The 19,868-nt window shown below is 69.3% G+C and carries 22 protein-coding genes and 4 tRNA genes; 7 read left to right on the top strand and 19 right to left on the bottom strand.

The window, feature by feature from the left end; genetic code table 11:
* Positions 1 to 15 precede the first annotated feature (15 nt).
* The 5 genes from AC07EQ_RS40205 to rplJ form a co-directional block, all read right to left on the bottom strand.
* Positions 16 to 855 (bottom strand): MlaE family ABC transporter permease, encoded by an 840-nt coding sequence (locus AC07EQ_RS40205; RefSeq protein WP_132490288.1) that lies wholly within the window; start codon positions 853 to 855, stop codon positions 16 to 18.
* A gap of 7 nt (positions 856 to 862) precedes the next feature.
* Positions 863 to 1,594 (bottom strand): MlaE family ABC transporter permease, encoded by a 732-nt coding sequence (locus AC07EQ_RS40200; RefSeq protein ID WP_478393054.1) that lies wholly within the window; start codon positions 1,592 to 1,594, stop codon positions 863 to 865.
* Positions 1,595 to 1,650: 56 nt separating this feature from the next.
* The gene (locus AC07EQ_RS40195; RefSeq protein ID WP_478393040.1) at positions 1,651 to 2,838 is read right to left on the bottom strand and encodes an ABC transporter ATP-binding protein; all 1,188 of its coding nucleotides are present in this window, start codon (positions 2,836 to 2,838) and stop codon (positions 1,651 to 1,653) included.
* A gap of 258 nt (positions 2,839 to 3,096) precedes the next feature.
* Positions 3,097 to 3,480, bottom strand: a complete 384-nt coding sequence (gene rplL / locus AC07EQ_RS40190) for a 50S ribosomal protein L7/L12 (RefSeq protein WP_358574919.1) — start codon at positions 3,478 to 3,480, stop codon at positions 3,097 to 3,099.
* Positions 3,481 to 3,566: 86 nt separating this feature from the next.
* A complete protein-coding gene (gene rplJ / locus AC07EQ_RS40185; RefSeq protein ID WP_478393039.1) occupies positions 3,567 to 4,094 on the bottom strand; it encodes a 50S ribosomal protein L10 in 528 nt (175 codons plus the stop codon).
* Positions 4,095 to 4,421: 327 nt separating this feature from the next.
* Between rplJ and AC07EQ_RS40180 the strand changes: the two genes are divergently transcribed.
* Positions 4,422 to 5,252 carry a hypothetical protein gene (locus tag AC07EQ_RS40180; RefSeq protein WP_478393038.1) on the top strand — a complete coding sequence of 277 codons (831 nt, stop codon included), beginning with the start codon at positions 4,422 to 4,424 and terminating at the stop codon, positions 5,250 to 5,252.
* A gap of 148 nt (positions 5,253 to 5,400) precedes the next feature.
* Here AC07EQ_RS40180 and rplA read toward each other — a convergent pair whose 3' ends face one another.
* From rplA to AC07EQ_RS40155, 5 genes are all read right to left on the bottom strand, one after another.
* Positions 5,401 to 6,108, bottom strand: a complete 708-nt coding sequence (gene rplA, locus AC07EQ_RS40175; RefSeq protein ID WP_478393037.1) for a 50S ribosomal protein L1 — start codon at positions 6,106 to 6,108, stop codon at positions 5,401 to 5,403.
* A gap of 82 nt (positions 6,109 to 6,190) precedes the next feature.
* Positions 6,191 to 6,625, bottom strand: a complete 435-nt coding sequence (rplK, locus tag AC07EQ_RS40170) for a 50S ribosomal protein L11 (protein ID WP_010315507.1) — start codon at positions 6,623 to 6,625, stop codon at positions 6,191 to 6,193.
* A 156-nt stretch (positions 6,626 to 6,781) separates the two neighbouring features.
* Positions 6,782 to 7,648, bottom strand: coding sequence for a transcription termination/antitermination protein NusG (nusG, locus tag AC07EQ_RS40165; protein WP_478393036.1), 867 nt, complete (start codon positions 7,646 to 7,648; stop codon positions 6,782 to 6,784).
* An 82-nt stretch (positions 7,649 to 7,730) separates the two neighbouring features.
* A complete protein-coding gene (gene secE, locus AC07EQ_RS40160; protein WP_452616312.1) occupies positions 7,731 to 8,141 on the bottom strand; it encodes a preprotein translocase subunit SecE in 411 nt (136 codons plus the stop codon).
* A gap of 30 nt (positions 8,142 to 8,171) precedes the next feature.
* A tRNA-Trp gene (locus AC07EQ_RS40155) sits at positions 8,172 to 8,244 on the bottom strand.
* Between the two features lie 206 nt (positions 8,245 to 8,450).
* Here AC07EQ_RS40155 and AC07EQ_RS40150 point away from each other — a divergent pair.
* Positions 8,451 to 9,680, top strand: coding sequence for a pyridoxal phosphate-dependent aminotransferase (locus AC07EQ_RS40150; RefSeq protein ID WP_478393035.1), 1,230 nt, complete (start codon positions 8,451 to 8,453; stop codon positions 9,678 to 9,680).
* 60 nt (positions 9,681 to 9,740) lie between these two features.
* On the opposite strand, the gene AC07EQ_RS40145 is transcribed toward AC07EQ_RS40150, so the two are convergent.
* From AC07EQ_RS40145 to AC07EQ_RS40115, 7 genes are all read right to left on the bottom strand, one after another.
* The gene (locus tag AC07EQ_RS40145) at positions 9,741 to 10,166 is read right to left on the bottom strand and encodes a MaoC family dehydratase (RefSeq protein WP_358574915.1); all 426 of its coding nucleotides are present in this window, start codon (positions 10,164 to 10,166) and stop codon (positions 9,741 to 9,743) included.
* A 136-nt stretch (positions 10,167 to 10,302) separates the two neighbouring features.
* Positions 10,303 to 10,767, bottom strand: coding sequence for an FAS1-like dehydratase domain-containing protein (locus AC07EQ_RS40140; protein ID WP_478393034.1), 465 nt, complete (start codon positions 10,765 to 10,767; stop codon positions 10,303 to 10,305).
* 309 nt (positions 10,768 to 11,076) lie between these two features.
* Complete coding sequence (gene rpmG / locus AC07EQ_RS40135; RefSeq protein WP_010315521.1) at positions 11,077 to 11,241, bottom strand: 50S ribosomal protein L33; 165 nt, start codon at positions 11,239 to 11,241, stop codon at positions 11,077 to 11,079.
* A 67-nt stretch (positions 11,242 to 11,308) separates the two neighbouring features.
* Positions 11,309 to 11,384: transfer RNA gene (locus AC07EQ_RS40130), tRNA-Met, on the bottom strand.
* A 105-nt stretch (positions 11,385 to 11,489) separates the two neighbouring features.
* A tRNA-Thr gene (locus tag AC07EQ_RS40125) sits at positions 11,490 to 11,562 on the bottom strand.
* A gap of 133 nt (positions 11,563 to 11,695) precedes the next feature.
* Positions 11,696 to 14,329, bottom strand: coding sequence for a putative bifunctional diguanylate cyclase/phosphodiesterase (locus tag AC07EQ_RS40120; RefSeq protein WP_478393033.1), 2,634 nt, complete (start codon positions 14,327 to 14,329; stop codon positions 11,696 to 11,698).
* 313 nt (positions 14,330 to 14,642) lie between these two features.
* Complete coding sequence (locus AC07EQ_RS40115) at positions 14,643 to 15,620, bottom strand: alpha/beta fold hydrolase (RefSeq protein WP_478393032.1); 978 nt, start codon at positions 15,618 to 15,620, stop codon at positions 14,643 to 14,645.
* A 28-nt stretch (positions 15,621 to 15,648) separates the two neighbouring features.
* Between AC07EQ_RS40115 and AC07EQ_RS40110 the strand changes: the two genes are divergently transcribed.
* Entirely contained in the window at positions 15,649 to 16,068 is a 420-nt protein-coding gene (locus AC07EQ_RS40110; protein ID WP_478393031.1) for a TIGR03668 family PPOX class F420-dependent oxidoreductase, read from the top strand.
* 35 nt (positions 16,069 to 16,103) lie between these two features.
* On the opposite strand, the gene AC07EQ_RS40105 is transcribed toward AC07EQ_RS40110, so the two are convergent.
* Positions 16,104 to 16,361 (bottom strand): hypothetical protein, encoded by a 258-nt coding sequence (locus tag AC07EQ_RS40105; protein WP_478393030.1) that lies wholly within the window; start codon positions 16,359 to 16,361, stop codon positions 16,104 to 16,106.
* A gap of 104 nt (positions 16,362 to 16,465) precedes the next feature.
* Between AC07EQ_RS40105 and AC07EQ_RS40100 the strand changes: the two genes are divergently transcribed.
* The 4 genes from AC07EQ_RS40100 to rfbA all read left to right on the top strand — a co-directional run bounded on the left by AC07EQ_RS40100 (position 16,466) and on the right by rfbA (position 18,510).
* Positions 16,466 to 16,774 carry a hypothetical protein gene (locus AC07EQ_RS40100; protein WP_478393029.1) on the top strand — a complete coding sequence of 103 codons (309 nt, stop codon included), beginning with the start codon at positions 16,466 to 16,468 and terminating at the stop codon, positions 16,772 to 16,774.
* A gap of 72 nt (positions 16,775 to 16,846) precedes the next feature.
* Positions 16,847 to 16,928 (top strand) — tRNA-Tyr (locus AC07EQ_RS40095).
* A 188-nt stretch (positions 16,929 to 17,116) separates the two neighbouring features.
* Positions 17,117 to 17,608: a YajQ family cyclic di-GMP-binding protein gene (locus AC07EQ_RS40090; protein ID WP_132490318.1), complete on the top strand. Its 492-nt coding sequence runs from the start codon at positions 17,117 to 17,119 to the stop codon at positions 17,606 to 17,608.
* A gap of 20 nt (positions 17,609 to 17,628) precedes the next feature.
* Positions 17,629 to 18,510 carry a glucose-1-phosphate thymidylyltransferase RfbA gene (gene rfbA / locus AC07EQ_RS40085; protein WP_478393028.1) on the top strand — a complete coding sequence of 294 codons (882 nt, stop codon included), beginning with the start codon at positions 17,629 to 17,631 and terminating at the stop codon, positions 18,508 to 18,510.
* A gap of 250 nt (positions 18,511 to 18,760) precedes the next feature.
* Here the strand turns inward: rfbA and htpX are convergent, their stop codons facing one another.
* The gene (gene htpX / locus AC07EQ_RS40080; protein WP_478393027.1) at positions 18,761 to 19,639 is read right to left on the bottom strand and encodes a zinc metalloprotease HtpX; all 879 of its coding nucleotides are present in this window, start codon (positions 19,637 to 19,639) and stop codon (positions 18,761 to 18,763) included.
* Between the last annotated feature and the right edge of the window lie 229 nt (positions 19,640 to 19,868).

The following is a 19,868-nucleotide window of genomic DNA, read 5'->3' as shown; positions in this document are numbered from 1 at the left end:
ACGCGCTTCGCGTGCTCATCCCGTGATCCGAACCGTCGTCGTGGTGCCCCAGATCGCGAGGCTGAGGAAGAAGTCGAGCAGCGCGGTGGTCACGATCGCGGTCCGCACCGCGCGCCCCACCGCGATGCCGACACCGGCGGGGCCGCCGCTGGCGCGGTAGCCGTAGTAGCAGTGCGTCATGATCACCACCACGCTGAAGACGAGCACCTTCCCGAAGGACCACAACACGTCCTCGGGCGGCAGGAACAGGTTGAAGTAGTGGTCGTAGGTGCCCGCGGACTGGCCGTAGATGTAGATCGTGACCGCGCGGGCGGCGATGTACGACGTCAGCAGGCCCAGCACGTACAGCGGGATCACCGCGATGAACCCGGCGATCACGCGGGTCGTCACCAGGTACGGCAGGCTCGGCACGCCCATGACTTCCAGCGCGTCGATCTCGTCGGAGATCCGCATCGCGCCCAGCTGCGCGGTGAAGCCGGAGCCGACCGTCGCCGACAGCGCGAGCCCCGCGACCAGCGGCGCGATCTCGCGGGTGTTGAAGTACGCGGAGACGAAGCCGGCGAACGCCGAGGTGCCGAGCTGGTCCAGCGCCGCGAAGCCCTGCAGGCCGACCACGGTGCCGGTGAACAGCGTCAGGCCGATCATCACGCCGACCGTGCCGCCGATCACCGCCAACGCGCCGCTGCCGAAGCTCACCTCGGCCAGCAGCCGCAGCGTTTCCTTCGCGTAGCGGGCGATCGCCCGCGGAATCCACGCCAGCGAGCGCAGGTAGAACGACATCTGGTCGCCCAGATCGTCCAGCATCACCAGCGGCCGCCGGGCCGCGCGCTTCGCGCGCTGCGAGATGGTCACCATGTCCCCGTCACATTCCCTTTGGCGGGACCAGTTGCAGGTAGAGCGTCGTCAGGACGAAGTTCACGGCGAACAGGAGCAGGAAGGTGATCACCACCGACTGGTTCACCGCGTCCCCGACGCCCTTCGGTCCCGGCGGCGGGTGCAGGCCGCGGTAGGCGGCCACCACGCCGGCCAGGAACCCGAAGATCACCGCCTTCAGCTCGCCGATCCACAGGTCGGACAGCTGCGCCAGCGCGTTGAAGCTCGCCATGTACGCGCCGGGCGTGCCGCCCTGCATGATCACGTTGAACGTGTAGCCGCCGAGCACGCCGACCACGCTGACCATGCCGTTGAGCAGCAGCGCCACCAGCATCGCGGCCAGCACCCGCGGTACCACCAGCCGCTGGATCGGCGAGATCCCCAGGACCTCCATCGCGTCGATCTCGTCGCGGATCTTCCGGGAACCGATGTCCGCGCAGATCGCCGAACCGCCGGCCCCGGCGATCAGCAGCGCGGTCACGATCGGGCTGGCCTGCTGGATGATCGCCAGCACGCTCGCCGCGCCGGTGAACGACTGGGCACCGATCTGCCTGGTCAGCGAGCCGAGCTGGAGCGCGATCACCGCGCCGAACGGGATGGACACCAGCGCGGTCGGCAGGATCGTCACGCTGGCGATGAACCAGCACTGCTGGATGAACTCGCGGATCTGGAACGGTCGGCTGGGCATCGCCCGCACCACGTCGAGCGCCAACGCGAACATGCGGCCGGTCTCCCGAAGCCCGCCCGCACCCGGGAACCGCGCCTGGGACGGCGAACTCACGACTCACCCCGCTTGCGGCCGAACCAGCGGCGCCGCGACGACTCGGCAGGCTCTTCCGCATCCCACGACGTCGCCTCCGGCTGCCGGGGGTGGGGCGTCGGGCGCACCTGCTGCGGCGGCACGTCGGCGACCGCCGCCGGCGGCAGCCGGTCCGGGGCCGGCGCCTGCACCGGCTCGGTCTGCTGCGGCCACGCGCCGGTCGCGGGCGTGGAGAATCCGTAGAGCGCCAGCTCCTCCGAGGTCAGCGTCTTGAGGATCTCCTGCTGCGCCGACGGGTTCAGCGTCCGCAGCTGGCGCAGCACCCGGTCCTTGCGGCGGCGCACCGCGGTCCGCTCCGGCATCCCCGGCGAGACTTCCAGCTGCGCCATCATCGGCGGCACGGCGAGCTCGCTCAGCCGCGCCAGCTCGGACGGCCCGATGTCCTTCTCCTCGCTCATGCCGATCGGCCCGTCGGCGCGCCCGTTGAGGAACTGCACCACCACCGGCTCGGCCGAGGTCAAAAGCACCTCGCGCGGCCCGAACATCACCAGGTTCCGGCGGTAGAGCATGCCGATGTTGTCCGGCACGGTCCGGGCGGTGTTGATGTCGTGCGTGACGATCAGGATCGTGGCGTCGATCTGCGCGTTCAGGTCGACGATCAGCTGGTTCAGCAGCACGGTGCGGACGGGGTCCAGCCCGGAGTCGGGCTCGTCGACCAGGATGATCTCGGGGTCCAGCACCAGCGCGCGGGCCAGCCCGGCGCGCTTGCGCATTCCGCCGGAGATCTCGCCGGGCAGCTTCTCCTCGGCGCCGAGGAGACCGACCATCTCCATCTTCTCGAGCACCAGGTCGCGGATCTCGGTCTCGCCCTTGCGGGTGTGCTCGCGGAGCGGGAACGCGATGTTGTCGTAGAGGTTCATCGACCCGAACAGCGCGCCGTCCTGGAACAGCACGCCGAACATCTTCCGGATCTCGTAGAGATCGCGCTCCGAGCAGGTGCAGATGTCCGTGCCGTTGATGACCACCTTGCCCTGCTCCGGCTTCAACAAGCCGACCAGGGACTTCAGGAACACCGACTTTCCGGTCCCGGAAGGCCCGAGCAGCACGCTGATCTCGCCGGGAGGAAGCGTCAGACTGACGTCCCGCCAGATGGTCTGCGCGCCGAAGGACTTCGACAGTCCGTCGACAACCACCTCGACGCCCATCCGCACCTCCGCGTTCCTCGAATTAACCGCATCGGGGGTAACCCCGGTGAGGCAGCCTGGCACATGTGACGCGCCTAACGAAGGTCATCGGCGTCACACCTATGCAACGAGCCCGAAGCGAACGGGTTACTCGCCAGTTCACTTCGATTCGGGAAACCACAGGATTTGTCCGGTAAAAGCGATTCTTCTTTCCCGGACAGCAAAAAAGGCGAGCACTCGCAACCGCGAGTGCTCGCCTTTTTACCGTCAGTCAGATGCTCACTTGACGGAGACCGAAGCGCCGGCCTCTTCCAGCTTGGCCTTGACCTCTTCGGCCTTCTCCTTCTCGACCTTCTCCAGGATCGGCTTCGGAGCGCCCTCGACCAGCTCCTTGGCCTCCTTCAGGCCCAGGCCGGAGACGATCTCACGGACGACCTTGATGACCTGGATCTTCTTGTCGCCAGCACCCTCGAGGATGACGTCGAACTCGTCCTGCTCCTCGGCGGCCGGGGCAGCGGCGCCGGCCGGGCCCGCCACGACGGCGGCCGGGGCGGCGGCGGTGACGTCGAAGGTCTCCTCGAACTGCTTCACGAACCCAGACAGCTCCAGGAGGGTCATCTCCTTGAAGACGTCCAACAGCTCTTCGTTGCTCAGCTTCGCCACGGCGACGTTCCTTTCAGTTCAGTGCCCGGGAACGGGAAGTTCCCGGGTGGGGAGTTCTTGCAACCGACAACTGCGCCCGAAGGGACTCAGGCGTCGGCTTCGCCGCTCTTCTTCTCCTGCAGAGCGGCGGCCAACCGAGCCACCTGGGACGCCGGCGCGGCGAACAGCGCGGCGGCCTGGCCCATCTTGGCCTTCATGGCACCGGCCAGCTTGGCCAGGGTGACCTCGCGGGAGTCGAGGTCGGCAATGTCCTCGACCTCGGACACGGACAGCGCGCGGCCGTCCATGTAACCGCCCTTGATCACCAGGGCCTTGTTGTCCTTGGCGAATTCACGCAGAGCCTTGGCCGCGTCGACCGCCTCGCCCTCGACGAAGGCGATCGCGGTCGGGCCGACGAACAGGTCGTCGAGGCCCTCGACGCCGGACTGCTCGGCGGCACGCTTGACCAGCGTGTTCTTCGCGACACGGTACGAGGTGCCCGCACCGAGGGCACGACGCAGCTCTGACAGCTGCGCCATGGACAGCCCGCGGTACTCGGTCACGACCGCAGCGGTCGAGTTGCTGAACTTGTCCGCGATCTCGGTGACCGCATCAACCTTGTCGGGCTTCGCCATGTCGCCTCCTCTCTATCTCCGACTGTGATCCGCATCCAGTCGGTCCTGAGACGACAAAACGCCCCGGCGCAGAAAGCACGGGGCGTCAAGATCATGGGCGCGCAGTGGCGCGCACGGATAGCCTCGTCCCTCCTGCGCGGGCCGCCCGCATCTCACGGGACCTTCGTTCTCCCCACCCCTGGCGGGGCACGGAGAAGACCAGCGGTCTTGGGTGGAACCTCGACCAGCTTACGCGACCCGCCCCGGGGCCCACCAACCACCCCCTGTCCCGCTTTCCGGCGGTCACCGGTCGTGACCTGGACGCGACGGCCGGGCATCATGTTGTGCGTGGCTGATCAGCACGAGTCGCCCCGCCCCGAGCCCGGCCCGAACCTGCCGGAGAAACCGCGCACCGCGGAGGTCGTCGACGCCGAGGTGGTGGACAGCGAGGTCGTCGAGGCCGACGCACCGGCCCGCCCGCAGCAGTCGGCGGACGACGCGGAGTTCCGCCAGTACCAGCAGTTCCTGGAGTTCCAGAAGTTCCGCGAATGGCAGCGATCCCAGGACGGGGAAGTAGCGGTCCCACCGCCCGCCGCACCTCCGGCGGCGACTCCCGCAACACCGAAGAAGGCCTGGTGGAAAAGGGCGCTGGGCCTCCTGCGCTACAAGACGGTCCGCCGCCTGATCTACCTGCTGCTGGCGCTCCTGCTGCTCAACTACCTGTACAACAGCGTGATGACTTCCTGGTTCGGCAGCACCGGAGGCGGCAGTGGCACCGGCACCAGCGGCATACCGGCCGATTCGGTGCCGGTGAAGTCGACGAACCCCCAACAAGCGGTGCGCAGCGTCTACAACTACCTGCGCGGGGCGGGCCCGGAACGGACCTGCGAGCTGTTCGACGCGGATGGCAAGTCCGGCTTCGCCGGCGCCTACCAAGCCCCGGACTGCGCCACCGCGGCGCGCCAGGTGCACGAGCAGATCACCGACCCGAACGCCTACGCGAACCCCAAGTTCGACCACAACGCGGTGACCGAGATCGGCCAGGAGGCCCAGGTCCTCGGCTGCCGCGTGCAGGTCAACGGCGGTCCCCGCCTCGGCACCTTCAAGCTCACCAAGCAATCGGACGGCGGCTGGACGATCAGCGCCTACGCCCTCAAGGCCGACAGCTGCGGCGGCTAGCGGGGTTCCAATTTTGCCTAAAAATGGAGTCTCCCCAGCGCCGCGCGCCTGAGGTGGTCTCCCGATTTTGCCTAAAATCGTGTCTCCGCATGCGAAAGGGCGGGCCGCCCCTGGTGGGGTGGCCCGCCCTTTCAGCGGAACTCCGGGATCAGGCCGAGGCCGAGATCCGGGTCGCGTTCGGGTCGACCGGGATGCCCGGGCCCATCGTGGTGGTGAAGGTGACCTTCTTCAGGTACCGGCCCTTCGACGCCGACGGCTTCGCGCGCAGGATCTCGTCCAGCGCCGCCGCGTAGTTCTCCACCAGCTTCTCGGTGTCGAACGACGCCTTGCCGATGATGAAGTGCAGGTTGGCCTGCTTGTCGACGCGGAAGTTGATCTTACCGCCCTTGATCTCCGTGATCGCCTTGGTGACGTTCGGAGTGACGGTGCCGGTCTTCGGGTTCGGCATCAGGCCGCGCGGGCCGAGCACCCGAGCGATCTTGCCGACCTTGGCCATCTGGTCCGGGGTGGCGATCGCCGCGTCGAAATCGAGCCAGCCGCCCTGAATGCGCTCGATCAGGTCCTCGGAACCAACCGCGTCCGCACCGGCGGCCTCGGCCTCGGCGGCCTTGTCCCCGACGGCGAACACGATGACGCGGGCAGTCTTACCAGTGCCGTGCGGCAGGTTCACGGTGCCGCGGACCATCTGGTCTGCCTTGCGGGGGTCGACGCCCAGCCGCAGCGCCACCTCGACGGTGGCGTCGTACTTGACCTTGGCGGTCTTCTTGGCCAGCTCGGCGGCCTCCGTCGGCGCGTACAGCCGCGCGCGATCGATCAGCTCGGCCGCCTGCTGATATGCCTTGCTGCGCTTTGCCATTTCTGTCCCTATCGCAGGTGGATCAGTTGTGGTTGGTCGGGCTGCGCTGGAGCCCTCCCACACTGCCAGCCGTCCGGCTGGGTCAGCCCTCGACCGTCAGGCCCATCGACCGGGCGGTGCCGGCGATGATCTTGGCGGCCTGGTCGATGTCGTTGGCGTTGAGGTCGGCCATCTTGGTCTGCGCGATCTCGCGGACCTGGTCCATGGAGACCTTGCCGACCTTGGTCTTGTGCGGCTCGCCGCTGCCCTTGGCCACGCCCGCCGCCTTGAGCAGCAGCTTGGCCGCCGGCGGGGTCTTCAGCGCGAAGCTGAAGGAGCGGTCTTCGAACACGGAGATCTCGACCGGCACGACGTTGCCACGCTGGTTCTCCGTGGCGGCGTTGTAGGCCTTGCAGAACTCCATGATGTTGACGCCGTGCTGACCCAGCGCCGGGCCGACCGGCGGGGCCGGGTTGGCCTGGCCGGCCTGGATCTGCAGCTTGATGATCGCTGCGAGCTTCTTCTTCTTGGGCGGCATGTTTGCTTCCTGTGTCTTCGCTATCCGGTTGCCCGGCCCCGCCTAGTGGCGGAGCCGAATCGGCGAGACCACGAAACGGTGGCTTCGCCCGGTTCTGCGCACGGGTCCTGCCAGATCCGCGCGCAGCCGCCGCTCTCCCGCACCGCGGGAGAGCGGTCAGATCTTGGAAACCTGGCTGAACGAAAGCTCAACCGGCGTTTCGCGGCCGAAGATCGACACCAGCACCTTGAGCTTCTGGGCGTCCGGGTTGACCTCGTTGATCGTCGCGGGCAGGGTCGCGAACGGCCCGTCCATGACGGTGACGGACTCGCCGACCTCGAAGTCGACCTCGACCGAGGGCTTGGAGGCGGCCGACGCGGCGGCCTTCTTGCCCGGCTCGGCCTTCTTCTCCTCGACCTGCGGTGCCAGGAACTTCAGCACGTCGTCGATGGTCAGCGGCGACGGCTTGGAGGTGGCGCCGACGAAGCCGGTGACGCCCGGCGTGTTGCGCACCGCGCTCCAGGACGCGTCGTTGAGCTCCATCCGGACCAGGATGTAGCCGGGCAGCACCTTGCGCTGCACCAGCTTGCGCTGGCCGTTCTTGATCTCGGTGACCTCTTCGGTCGGCACCTCGACCTGGAAGATGAAGTCCTCGACGTCGAGCGTCTGGGCCCGCGTTTCGAGGTTGGTCTTGACCTTGTTCTCGTAGCCCGCGTAGGAGTGCACGACGTACCAGTCGCCGGGGGCGCGCCGCAGCGCCGCGCGCAGCTCCTCGACCGGGTCCGCTTCGGCGGCCACTTCTTCGCCGGCCGATTCCTCGCCGGTTTCGCCTTCCTCGCCGGTTTCGTCTTCCTCACCGGTTTCGTCGGCGGCCTCGGCCGACTCCTCGGCCTGGTCGGCCGAGTCGGTGTCCTCGCCGGAGTCGGCGCTGTCCGCGGATTCGACTGCGTCGACCGAGTCAGCGGTCGCCTCGGCCTCCGCGGCCTCGGGCTGCACCTGCTCGTCGGTGAGGCCGGTGGATTCCTGGCCCTCGTGGGAGGTCACAGTCGGTCTCGCTTCCTCTCGTGCGTTGCGTGCCGGGTCGTCGTTCCGCCGCCGGCACCACCTAGGGCGGGCCCGCAGCCGTTCAGCCGGAGCCGAACAGCCAGCCCACTCCCTTGGCGAAGAGCACGTCCACGCCGGCGACGAACGCCACCATGATGCTGACGAAGACCAGCACCACGAGGGTGTAGGTCGCCAGCGCCTTGCGCGTCGGCCAGATGACCTTGCGCAGTTCGGCGACGACCTCGCGCAGGAAGCGTCCGATCTTCCGGAACAGCGAAACCCGACCCTGCCGGCCATCCCGCGACGGGGTCGGCCGACCCTTCGACTCAGTTGTGCGCGCCGAGTTCGCTCCGGCCGAACCCGACTCACCGGACCGGCCCTTGCGACCGGCCGGACGGGCGGAGGCACGGCGCTCGCGCCGCGCCGCGGCGCTGGACGGACGGGCTGCGTCTTCGCGCGCTCCGTCCTGCTCCTGCTCGCGGTCCTCGCTCACGCCCATCCTCCGCTCACCGTCGCATCGACGCAGGGGTGACAGGACTTGAACCTGCAACCTGCGGTTTTGGAGACCGCTGCTCTGCCAATTGAGCTACACCCCTTTGCGGCCCTGGAGCTCGACCGCACTTCGGGACACCCGACACCGGCCATGGAACCGGAGTTCATGGTGTTCAGGCATCCCAGGTTCGAAAGTGTACGGCACGCCGACGACCTTGCTCCAACGGCACCCCCTGAGCCGGGCCATGAACAACTCCGCCGCAGGTGGGGAGCGTGTTCGACGACACGCCGCGTCTGTCAGGATGCAAGCATGGCCGCACCTCAGACAGACCAAGAGACCAGGGCGCGGGTGTCCGCGCGGATCGGCGGGATCAGCGAGTCCGCCACGCTGGCCGTGGACGCCAAGGCGAAGGCGCTCAAGGCGGCCGGCCGGCCGGTGATCGGGTTCGGCGCCGGCGAGCCGGACTTCCCGACGCCGCAGCCGATCGTGGATGCCGCCATCGCAGCCTGCTCCGACCCGAAGAACCACCGCTACAGCCCGGCGGCCGGCCTGCCGGAGCTGCGCGACGCCATCGCCGCGAAGACGCTGCGGGACTCCGCCTACACCGTGCAGGCCAGTCAGGTGCTGGTGACCAACGGCGGCAAGCAGGCCGTCTACCAGGCGTTCCAGACGCTGCTCGACCCGGGCGACGAGGTCCTGCTGCCCGCCCCGTACTGGACCACCTACCCGGAGGCGATCACCCTGCCGGGTGGAGTTCCGGTGGTGGTGCCCGCCGACGAGTCGACCGGCTACCTGGTTTCCGTCGAGCAGCTGGAGGCCGCGCGGACGCCGCGCACCAAGGTGCTGCTGTTCAACTCGCCGTCCAACCCGACCGGTGCGATCTACCCGCCGGAGCAGGTCGAGGCGATCGGCCGCTGGGCGGTCGAGCACGGCATCTGGGTGGTCACCGACGAGATCTACGAGCACCTGGTCTACGGCGACGCCCGGCACGTGTCGATGCCCGCCGTGGTCCCGGAGCTCGCGGACACCTGCGTGGTGCTCAACGGGGTCGCCAAGACCTACGCCATGACCGGCTGGCGGGTGGGCTGGATGATCGGCCCGCAGGACGTCATCAAGGCGGCCGGGAACCTGCAGTCGCACCTGTCGTCCAACGTCGCCAACGTCTCGCAGCGGGCCGCGCTGGAGGCCGTCAGCGGCTCCCTCGACGCCGTCGCGGAGATGCGCTCGGCGTTCGACCGCCGCCGCCGCAAGATCGTCGAGCTGCTCTCGGCGATCCCCGGCGTCAGCTGCCCGGAGCCGCAGGGCGCGTTCTACGCGTACCCGTCGGTCAAGGGCCTGCTGGGCAAGGAGATCCGCGGCGTCCGCCCGGAGACCAGCGTGGAGCTGGCGAGCCTGGTCCTGGAGCAGGCGGAGGTCGCGGTGGTCCCGGGCGAGGCCTTCGGCACCCCTGGCTACTTCCGCCTGTCCTACGCCCTCGGCGACGAGGACCTCATCACCGGCGTGACCCGGATGGCGGAACTCCTCGGCGAAGCCAAGTAGTCCCGCAACACGCGAAAGGCGCCCCCGGCGGCTCGGCCGGGGGCGCCTTTCGCGTTCTCGCTACTCCGGGAGGCGGACGGTGGCGCTGGCGCCACCGAGAACGCCCTGGTCCGCGCTTCGGGCCGTGATGCTGACCTTCACCGTGCCGTCGTCGTTCTTCTTCGCGACCTTGCCGGACAGCTCGACCAGCGCCCCGGTTCCGTCGTCGGGGACCACCACCGGTCGGGTGAACCGCACGCCGTAGTGCACGATCGCGCCCGGGTCGCCCGTCCACTCGCTGACCAGGCGGCCGGCGACGGCCATCGTGAGCATGCCGTGGGCGATCACGTCGGGCAGGCCGACCTCGGTCGCGAACCGCTCGTTCCAGTGAATCGGGTTGAAGTCACCGGACGCCCCGGCGTAGCGGACCAGATCGGCACGGGTGAGCGGCACGCTCAGCACCGGCAGCTGGTCGCCGACGGCGACCTCGGACATCCGCACGCTCATGCCAGTTCCGCCTCTCCGCGTTTCACAGTTGTGGTCGCGTCCGGCTCGATCCCGCGTTTCGCAGTTTCTCGTGGCCGGTTTGCGTCACGTTCCCCTGAGGTGCGGTTGAGGAGGGCTCGGGTTGAGACAGAGCCACTCATGCCCCCTCCCCCTCGTCGGCCGCGCCGCGGGCCACCAGCATCGACTTCGCGGTGCACACCGGCTCGCCGTCGACGGTGCCGATCTCGGCGCGCACCGTCAGGAAGTCGTTGCCCGCGCGGGCCTTGATGTCGTCCACGTGCACCACGGTGACGAGGCGGTCGCCCGCCCGGATCGGCCGGTGGTGGGTGAACTCCTGCTGGCCGTGCACCACGCGGTTGTAGTCCAGGCCGAGCTGCGGGTCCTCGACGATCGCGTCGTGGGCGGCCATGGAGAGGATCACCGCGAACGTCGGCGGCGCGATCACGTCCGGGTATCCGGCTGCCTTGGCGGCGTCGACGTCCCGGTACAGCGGCGAGTCGTCCTTGATGGCCGCGGCGAACTCGCGGATCTTCTCCCGGCCCACCTCGTAGGCGGCCGCGGGCGGGTACTCACGCCCGATGAATGACTGGTCAAGCGGCACGCCCGCAGGCTACCCGACGAGGTCGGCCCCACCTGCGCCCCGAACGACCGCCGCCGGCCTGCCCCTTTTGCACGAATGCAAAGAGCCCGCCCCCGATGTCGGGGACGGGCTGAAAGCCTCGGAGAAGGCTGGTCGGTGAGCAGGCCGGGAACGGCACCCTTCGCCAGGAGCCGGCGGAAGGTAACCACCGCACCGCAGGGGAGTTCGGAGGGCTCGGCCCCCAGCTGACACACGTAACGCGAAAACGGCGAAGCGCCCTGCGCGAGCAGGGCGCTTCGGCGGCGTGAAGCTGGGATCGGAACCGCTGGATCAGCGGGTTTCCTTGTGCAGCTTGTGCGTACCGCAGTTCGGGCAGAACTTCTTCATCTCCAAGCGGTCCGGGTCGTTGCGCCGGTTCTTGTTGGTGATGTAGTTGCGGTGCTTGCACTCCTCGCACGCCAGCGTGATCTTCGGTCGGACGTCGGTGGCGGCCACGGGGGTGCCTTTCTCTCTCGGTCGTAAATCCGGAACGGTTCGCCGTAGATCCGCGCGAACCCGTGACTGGTAGCGGTGGCCGGACTTGAACCGGCGACACAGCGATTATGAGCCGCTTGCTCTACCGACTGAGCTACACCGCCATGCTGGGACCTTCGGTGCACGCACCTCGCGCCTCAGCCGACGCAGGATATCCCATGCAAAACAGCCACAGCACCCAGTTTACCGAGTACCGCAGCTGTCTTTCGAGCCCCAATACGGAATCGAACCGTAGACCTTCTCCTTACCATGGAGACGCTCTGCCGACTGAGCTATTGGGGCGTTTCCTTGCGGAACGTCTAGAACTTTACACACCACCCGGACCCCCTCGAAACAGGGGGGTACCTTTTGGCGAAAACGCAGGTCATGACGGGGTTTTCGACCAACAGGCGGCGCATGGGGGCGAAAACCGGGCTCAGTGCAGGAGTGTGAGGACGGTCTCGGACCGGGCGCCCCGGCCGCGCTTGGTCCGGGCCTGCAGCCACGCCTCGAACCGCTCTTCGGAGAGCGGGCGCGAGATCAGGTAGCCCTGGGCGACGTCGCAGCCCATCTCCACCAGCTGATCGCGGGCGGCGTCGTCCTCCACGCCCTCGGCGACCACCGCGAGGTCCAGCGAGTGCCCGAGCTCGACGATGGAGCGCACCACCGCCATGTCGCCGAGATCGGTGCCCATGCCGAGCACGAAGCTCTTGTCGATCTTCACCTCGTCCACCGGCAGCTGCCGCAGGTAGGCCAGCGACGAGTAGCCGGTGCCGAAGTCGTCCACCGCCAGCACCACGCCCATCGCGTGCAGCCTCCGCAGCAGCGGCAGGGAACGCTCGGGGTCGGCCATCACGCTGGACTCGGTCAGCTCGAAGGTGAGCAGCTCCGGCGGGATGTCGTGGCGCAGCAGCGCCTCGCCGACCCGGTCCGGGAAGGTCTCGTCGGCGAGGTTGCGCACCGACAGGTTCACCGCCACCGACATCCGCAGGCCGCGATCCATCCACTTCCGGATCTTGACCAGCGCGCACTCCATGACGAACGCGGTGAGCGCGTCGACCAGCCCGGTCGCCTCCACCAGTGGCACGAACTCGTCCGGATCCAGCCGCCCGTACTCGGGGTGCGACCAGCGCACGAGGGCTTCGGCGCCCACCACCTGGCGTTCGGGCAGCGCGACCTTCGGCTGGTAGTGCACCTCGACCTGGCCGGTGTCCAGCGCCTGCCGGAACTGGGTGACCAGCTGGAAGCGGCGCAGGAAGACCTGGCCCATCGCGGGGGCGTAGCCCCGCACCCCGTCCTCGCCGTTGCGGGCCGCCCGGACCGCGACGTCGGAGCGCTGCAGGAGGGTGTCGATGTCGGTCTCGCACTCGCCGTCGGCCGGCGCGGACGAGGCGTACCCGGCGACGCCCGCGGCCTCCACGACGATCCGGTCCAGCGGGTACGGCTTGCCGATCACCTCGCGCAGGTGCTGGGCGAACTCGTGCGCCTGGGCCTCGCTGCGGTCCAGCAGCAGCACCGCGAAGGAGTTCGCTTCGAGCCTGGCCAGCGGCGCCTCGCCGAGTTCGTCGCGCATCCGGCGCCCGGCGGCGACGATCATCCGGTCGCCCCAGGTGTAGCCGAGGGCCTCGCTGACGGTGGTGAGCACGTCGAGGTCCATCCGCAGCACGACCGCGGTGCGCCCGTTGCGCAGCTCCTCGGCGGCCATCTCGCGGAAGCCGGTCCGGTTGAGCAGGCCGGTCAGCGGATCGTGGTAGGCGTCGTGCCGCAGCCGCGCGAGCAGCCGGCGGTTGTCCATCGCGGTCGCGAGGTGGCTGGCCAGGGTGTGCAGCAGTCGCACGTCGGCCCGGCCGAAGCCGCGCCACCGGCTGACCCGGTCGTGCACCTCGACCGCCCCGAGCAGCTGGCTCGCGCCGCGCAGCGGCACCACGAGCGCCTCGTAAGCGCCGCGCTGGCGCAGCGCGCGCCGCACCTCTTCGGGCGCTTCGAGCGTCCGGAAGGAGCGCACGTGGCTGCCCGGCAGCTGGAGCAGCGGATCATCGCGCAGCGCCGAGGGCGCGGCTTGCTGCGCCATCTCCGGCAGCGACTCCCCCGCGACCAGCGTGCTGACCTCGCCACTCGGATCCAGCCGCAGCCGCAGCACCACGCGAGTCGCGTTCAGCTGCTCCCGGATCCGCTCCGCGACCGGCTCCCACTCGCTGACCGACACCTCCGGCTCGCCGGCCACGGCGTCCGAAGGGCCGTGCGCGGCGGTCTGCCCGGAGCGGGCCACGCTCAGGCTGACGTCGCTGAGCGCCTCCAGGTCGCGCTGCTCGCGCAGCAGGCCGGAGTAGGCGCGGTACAGGCCGATCACGGCCACCGCGACCAGCGCCACCAGCAGCCAGCCCCACGGCGTGCTGATCGAGACCTCGTAGCCGACCAGGCCGACCGAGGTGTTGAGCAGGCCCACGGCCAGCGTGTTCACCGCGAGCCGCACGCCGGCGGACACCCGCATCGCGCCGCCCAGCACGTGCAGCGCGGCGAGTGCGAAGGCACAGCTGATCAGCGGCGACGTCAGGGTGCCGATGACCGGGCCGAACCAGGCCGGGGCCACGTCGACCAGCGCCAGGTTGACCGCGTTGGCCACCGCGAACGGCACCGCGATCTCCAGGCACAGCACGCCCGCGTTGTAGACGACGTGGGTGGCCGCGCGGCGGCCGACCTGCGCGCCGAGCCCGGCCAGCAGGTTGGCCGCGAGCACCACCTCGAACGGCACCGTCAGCAGCCCGAGGATCAGCGGGATCTCGGTGAACGAGATGGTCCAGCCGACCCGCTTCACGTCGACGTCGATGGTCAGCTGCTCGGCCAGCAGGAAGCCCATGGCCAGCAGCGGCCCGATGAACAACAGGTCCGAGCGGTAGTGGAAGGGCAGCCAGGCCGAGGTCGCGGCGGACGCGAGGATGCCGGCGGCGAGGACCACGAACGAGAACCCGGTGAACATCCGGCGCCGGACCGGATCCACCTCGGCGCGCACCGGCGGGCGGGCGGATTCCAGGCTGGATTGCGGACCGAGGGAGCGGTGACGCTCGATCATCCACGCTCCTCCCAAGCCGGCGGCGCGTGCGCACCACACGAATGCCGTGGCAAATCGTGACGCACGACCGCGCGGAAGGCCAGGGGCCAATGGTCCCCGTCGCATCTGCCGGACGCACGCATCTGCGTTGATGCGGGTGGTTCGCGGCGACATCCTTGCACAGCATCGGGAGTTGACCAGCAAAGATTTCACAACGACCGCCGGGCGGCGCAGTCCGCCGGGTGCGACGAGGCGCACCCCGAAGATTTGTGATGATCGCCGCAGCAACCGATCCGGCCGGATACCGTACGCGACCGGCGAAAACGGACGGTTACTACTGCAACCCGAACTCGTCGAGGAAATCCCGGACCGCGCGGTCGAGATCCGCCAGCCCCGACTCCTCCACCGGGAGGTGACCGGCACCGCTGAGCGTCGCGAAGCGGGTGGGCCCGGCGATCCGGTCGAAGAACTGACGGGACAGCAGCAGCGGCGTCCACCGGTCGTCGTCGGGGTGCGCCAGCAGCAGCGGCGGCCCAGCGTAGTCCTCGGGCGCCACCGCGGGCGGAGTGGCCAGGCAGCTGCGGGCGAAGCCCAGCGCGAGCCAGCTGCCGCCGCCGATCTCGTCGGCCCACACCAGGTTGGCGAACTGGCCGTGGTTGGACGCCGCGGCGATGTTCGTCAGCCAGTGCACCGGCACCCGCGCCGCCGCGAGCGGCTTCGGGACCAGCGTCAGCAGCCCGGCCCACTGGGCCATCTCCGGCCGGGCCGCGAGCCGCCGCCGGACGTCGTCGCGCTGCGGGTCGGCCAGGCAGGTCGCGATCACGCCGGCCACCGCGCCGCCGGCCTGCGCGGCGACGTCGTAGGCGAGCCGGCCGCCGGTGCTGACGCCGAGCAGCACGATCGGCCGCTCGTCGCGCGACCGCTCGGCCTCGACCAGGTCGAGCACGCAGGAAACCCAGTCCCGGTAGGTGATCGCGCGCCGGGAGGTGCCGGTCAGGCCGAAGCCGGGCAGGTCGGGGGCGATGAATTCGAAGTCCGCCAGCGACGGCAGCCGCCCGTACGGGGCGAGCATGCGGCCGTAGGTGCCGACTCCGTGCAACGCGATCAGCTTGGTCGGGGCGCTAGGGCGCGCGACGCGGTCGAGGTGGACCGCCGTGCCGCGCCACGGCCACCACTGCTCGGCCGGGGCGTTCTCGGCGGTGACGCGGAGCGCACCGGGGAAGAAGTCCTGGTAGCGGAGCCAGTACTGCTGGTCGCGGTAGCCGGGGCCGACGACGGTGGCGGACCCTGGGGTGGATGGAGCCGAAGGCACACTCCGAACATACGGACCGGACCGGACGATGCGCATCAGCCAACAGCAGGCACGGAGCTGGTTCGCGCGGGCACGGGCGGCACGCCTGGCCAGCGCCGATGAGCTGGGACGACCGCACCTGGTGCCGATCACCTTCGCGATCCGCGGGGATGTGATCGTCACCGCAGTGGACCACAAGCCGAAGCGGACCACGAACCTCAGGCGGCTGCGCAACATCGCCGCGAACCCGCAGGTGGCGCTGCTCGCCGACCACTACGACGACGACTGGTCCCGCCTGTGGTGGGCGCGCGCCGACGGCGAGGCGGAGCCGACCGCCAGCGCGGCGCGGCCGGACCTCGTCGCGGCGCTCGCGGAGAAGTACCCGCAGTACCGGGAGCACCCGCCGACGGGCACGTTGATCGTGATCCGGGTGACGCGGTGGAGCGCCTGGTCGGCCGAACCACCGTGACCGCCCGCCATTCCCGCTGGTCACGGGCAGGGTTCTTACCCGCTCTTCCGCTCCAGGTGGACGACGTCCGAGTCGAGATCGAGCGGGCCGCCCGCCTCCCGGTCGTCCTCCTTGACGACCTCCACCCAGGCGAGCTGTTCCAGCTGGTGCCTGGCTCCCGCGCTGAACAGGCCCTCGACGCCCAACGCCGCCGAGGCGGTCCGGCGCTGCTCCTCGGGCCGCGCCGGGGTGGGCGGTGCCGCGGCGCGCTGCTCCTGCCGCCGCTTCGCCCGACCTGCTCGATCTATGGCCATCTGCCCAGGTTAGCCCGGTCGCGGCGGCGTCGGCCGGTGCTGCCGAGAAGACGCCAAGCCGCGCCCGGCGGCCGGCGGACGCGGGTCAACTAGGCTGCGGATTCGTGCCCGATCCGTACTTTGTCCTGGTCAGCACGGCGGAACTCGCGGATCTGACGAGCGCGCTGGACGTCGTCGACGACCAGGCCGAGCTCAACCACCGCTACCGCAAGCTGATCGCCGACTCCCGCCAGGTGCTGGCGGCCGAGGAGATCCGCCTCACCCAGGCCCGCGGGCTCGCGAAGCGGCTGATGGTGCTCGTCAAGGCGGCGGGCCCGGACTTCCGCGACGGCCTGCCGGAGACGGCCCGCGCCGCGCTCGACGCGGGCCTGGCCCAGGCCGATGCGCTGGTCTTCCACCCCGAGCCGGACTGAGCGGGCCCCCTGGAATACCGGTGGCGGCCGGTATGTATTATTTCCTCGCAAGCCAGCGCTGCTGGTGCGCACGCCAGGTTGCCCGAGCGGCCAAAGGGAGCTGACTGTAAATCAGCCGGCAATGCCTTCGGAGGTTCGAATCCTCCACCTGGCACTCAGCGAAGATGCCCCTGTGACCGGTCCGGTCGCGGGGGCATCTTCGTTTGCGCCGTTCGTGGCGGACGCCGGGCGAGCGCGAATCGACCGCGGCTCGACCGGTCTCCGGTCTGCTGCGTTGGCCGGTAGCGTGTGGCGGCAGAACTTCGCAGCTCGCGCTGCTTCGGCTCAACAGGAGGTAGTCACGTGGCAAACCCGTCCTTCGACGTGGTGAGCAAGGTGGACCACCAAGAGGTGGACAACGCGCTGAACCAGGCGGCAAAAGAGCTCGCCAACCGGTTCGACTTCCGCGGCACCGGCTCGAAGATCCAGTGGTCGGGCGAGAACGGCGTGGTGCTGGAGTCGGAGACGGAAGAGCGCTGCAAGGCCGCCATCGAGGTCTTCAAGGAGAAGCTGATCAAGCGCGGCATCTCGCTGAAGGCGCTGGACATGGGTGAGCCGGCCAGCTCCGGCCAGATCTTCCGGGCCACCGGCAAGGTCGTGCAGGGCATCTCGCAGGAGGTCGCGAAGAAGATCTCCAAGAAGATCCGCGACGAGGGCCCCAAGGGCGTCCAGGCCCAGATCCAGGGCGAGCAGCTGCGGGTGTCCGGCAAGAAGAAGGACGACCTGCAGGCCGTGATCCAGCTGCTGAAGTCCGGCGACTTCGACGCCCCGCTCCAGTTCGAGAATTTCCGGTAAACCACCGCTGGAGGACCCAGGTGAAGGGGATCGTGCTGGCGGGCGGCAACGGGACGCGCCTGCATCCGCTGACGCAGGTCGTGTCCAAGCAGCTGCTCCCGGTCTACGACAAACCGATGATCTACTACCCGCTGTCGGTGCTGATGCTGGCCGGCATCCGGGAAGTGCTGCTCATCTCGACCCCGGCCGACATGCCGCTGTTCCGGCGGCTGCTCGGGGACGGCTCCCAGTTCGGCATCCGCATCGAGTACGCCGAGCAGGCGCAGCCCAACGGCCTCGCCGAGGCGTTCGTGATCGGGGCGGACTTCATCGGCGATGACCCGGTGGCGCTGGTGCTCGGCGACAACATCTTCTACGGGCAGGGCTTCTCCCGGGTTCTCCAGCAGTGCGTTCGCGATCTCGACGGCTGCACCCTGTTCGGCTATCCGGTCCGCGACCCGCAGCGCTACGGCGTCGGCGAGGTGGGCGAGGACGGCCGGCTGGTGTCGATCGTGGAGAAGCCGACTGAGCCGACGTCCAACATGGCCATCACCGGCCTGTACTTCTACGACAACGACGTGGTGGGCATCGCCAAGGGGCTGACGCCGTCGGCCCGCGGCGAGCTGGAGATCACCGACGTCAACCTCGCCTACCTGCGGGAGGGCCGGGCGCGGCTGACGCAGCTCGGCCGCGGCTTCGCCTGGCTGGACACCGGCACCCACGACTCGCTGGTGGAGGCCGCGCAGTTCGTGCAGGTGCTGGAGCACCGCCAGGGCGTGCGGATCGCCTGCCTGGAGGAGATCGCCCTGCGCATGGGCTACATCTCGGCGGACGAGTGCTTCGAGCTCGGCGCCAAGCTGGCCAAATCGGGCTACGGCGAGTACGTCATGGACGTCGCCCGCCGCTCCGGCGCCACGGGCTGACCCACCCCGCTCCTCCCACCTACCGCAATTTCAATGGAAATCGAAGGTCCGATTTCCATTGAAATTGCGGAAGGTGTCCACACGAACCCGAAGTTGCCCACAGGTTGCGGCGTGTCGGGGGACAACACGCCGTTGTTGTTCCGCAATGTCAAACATCAGGGTGGGCACCCACAGACCGGGGAGCCTCTGAGGTTCCGGCATCCGCGCCGCCCCGCGGAACGAGGCCGGAAAGACCTCAATGGAAATCGAGTCACCAGGCCGGGGGCAGCTGGTGCCCGGCCATGCCTTCCAGGCGGCGGATGCGGTCGGCCATCGGCGGGTGCGTGGAGAACAGCCGCGCCAGCCGCTCGCCGGGGCGGAACGGGTTCGCGATCATCAGGTGCGACTGGGACACCAGCTGGGGTTCCGGTGACAGCGGCGCCAGCTGGGTACCGCGCTCCAGCTTGCGCAGCGCCGACGCCAGCGCCAGCGGATCCCCGGTCAGCTGCGCCCCGGACGCGTCGGCCTGGTACTCGCGGGAGCGGCTGACGGCCATCTGCACCACGGCGGCCGCGATCGGGCCCAGCAGCGCCACCAGCAGCATCGCGAACGGGTTGGGCCGGTTCTCGTCGTTGCCGCCGCCGAACATGCCGAAGAACATCCCGAAGTTGGCCAGGAACGTCACCACGCTGGCGAGCGCTCCGGCGACGCTGGAGATCAGGATGTCGCGGTTGTAGACGTGCGAGAGCTCGTGGCCGAGCACGGCGCGCAGCTCGCGCTCGTTGAGCAGTTCGAGGATTCCCGACGTGCAGCACACCGCGGCGTTGCGCGGGTTGCGGCCGGTGGCGAAGGCGTTGGGCGCTCGCGTCGGGCTGATGTACAGCGCGGGCATCGGCTGCCGCGCCGAGGTCGCCAGCTCGCGCACGATCCGGTACATGGCCGGCTGCTCGGCCTCCGACACCGGCCGGGCGCGCATCGCGCGCAGGGCCAGGTTGGCCGAGTTGAAGTACGCGTAGCCGTTCATGCCCAGCGCCACGAAGAACGCGATGACCAGGCCGGTCCGGCCGAAGATCGACCCGACCAGCAGGACCAGCGCGCTCATGCCGCCGAGCAGCAGAGCGGTCTTCAAACCGTTGACGTGACTGTGCACCGTGCCTGCCTCCGCCCGAGGGCCAGCCCCGGTTCGCCGACCGGGATGGATGGCCTCCCAGAACACCTTTCCACGTATTCCGAAGGTCACCCAGAAAACGACTCGGCGCGAGTCGTAGTTCCGCTGGGCGGATGTGCTGAAGCCAACGCCGGCGGAGGGCCGGACCACCGGGCTCGCGGCCGTACCATGGTCAGTTAGTTGAAATCGCAACCTTAATCCGGTTCGGGGA

This window comes from Saccharopolyspora sp. NPDC045839 (genome assembly GCF_056431645.1).
The sequence above is the reverse complement of the archived record's forward strand: the minus strand, read 5'-3'. Positions and strand labels throughout refer to the sequence as shown.

Coding starts and splice junctions, on each gene's coding strand:
- AC07EQ_RS40145 (WP_358574915.1), bottom strand. CDS start 10,166: ATGAGCGTGCGGATGTCCGAGGTCGCCGTCGGCGACCAGCTGCCGGTG.
- AC07EQ_RS40110 (WP_478393031.1), top strand. CDS start 15,649: ATGCGCATCAGCCAACAGCAGGCACGGAGCTGGTTCGCGCGGGCACGG.
- rplA (WP_478393037.1), bottom strand. CDS start 6,108: ATGGCAAAGCGCAGCAAGGCATATCAGCAGGCGGCCGAGCTGATCGAT.
- AC07EQ_RS40120 (WP_478393033.1), bottom strand. CDS start 14,329: ATGATCGAGCGTCACCGCTCCCTCGGTCCGCAATCCAGCCTGGAATCC.
- AC07EQ_RS40195 (WP_478393040.1), bottom strand. CDS start 2,838: ATGGGCGTCGAGGTGGTTGTCGACGGACTGTCGAAGTCCTTCGGCGCG.
- AC07EQ_RS40200 (WP_478393054.1), bottom strand. CDS start 1,594: ATGTTCGCGTTGGCGCTCGACGTGGTGCGGGCGATGCCCAGCCGACCG.
- AC07EQ_RS40205 (WP_132490288.1), bottom strand. CDS start 855: ATGGTGACCATCTCGCAGCGCGCGAAGCGCGCGGCCCGGCGGCCGCTG.
- AC07EQ_RS40105 (WP_478393030.1), bottom strand. CDS start 16,361: ATGGCCATAGATCGAGCAGGTCGGGCGAAGCGGCGGCAGGAGCAGCGC.
- AC07EQ_RS40150 (WP_478393035.1), top strand. CDS start 8,451: ATGGCCGCACCTCAGACAGACCAAGAGACCAGGGCGCGGGTGTCCGCG.
- rplK (WP_010315507.1), bottom strand. CDS start 6,625: ATGCCGCCCAAGAAGAAGAAGCTCGCAGCGATCATCAAGCTGCAGATC.
- rplJ (WP_478393039.1), bottom strand. CDS start 4,094: ATGGCGAAGCCCGACAAGGTTGATGCGGTCACCGAGATCGCGGACAAG.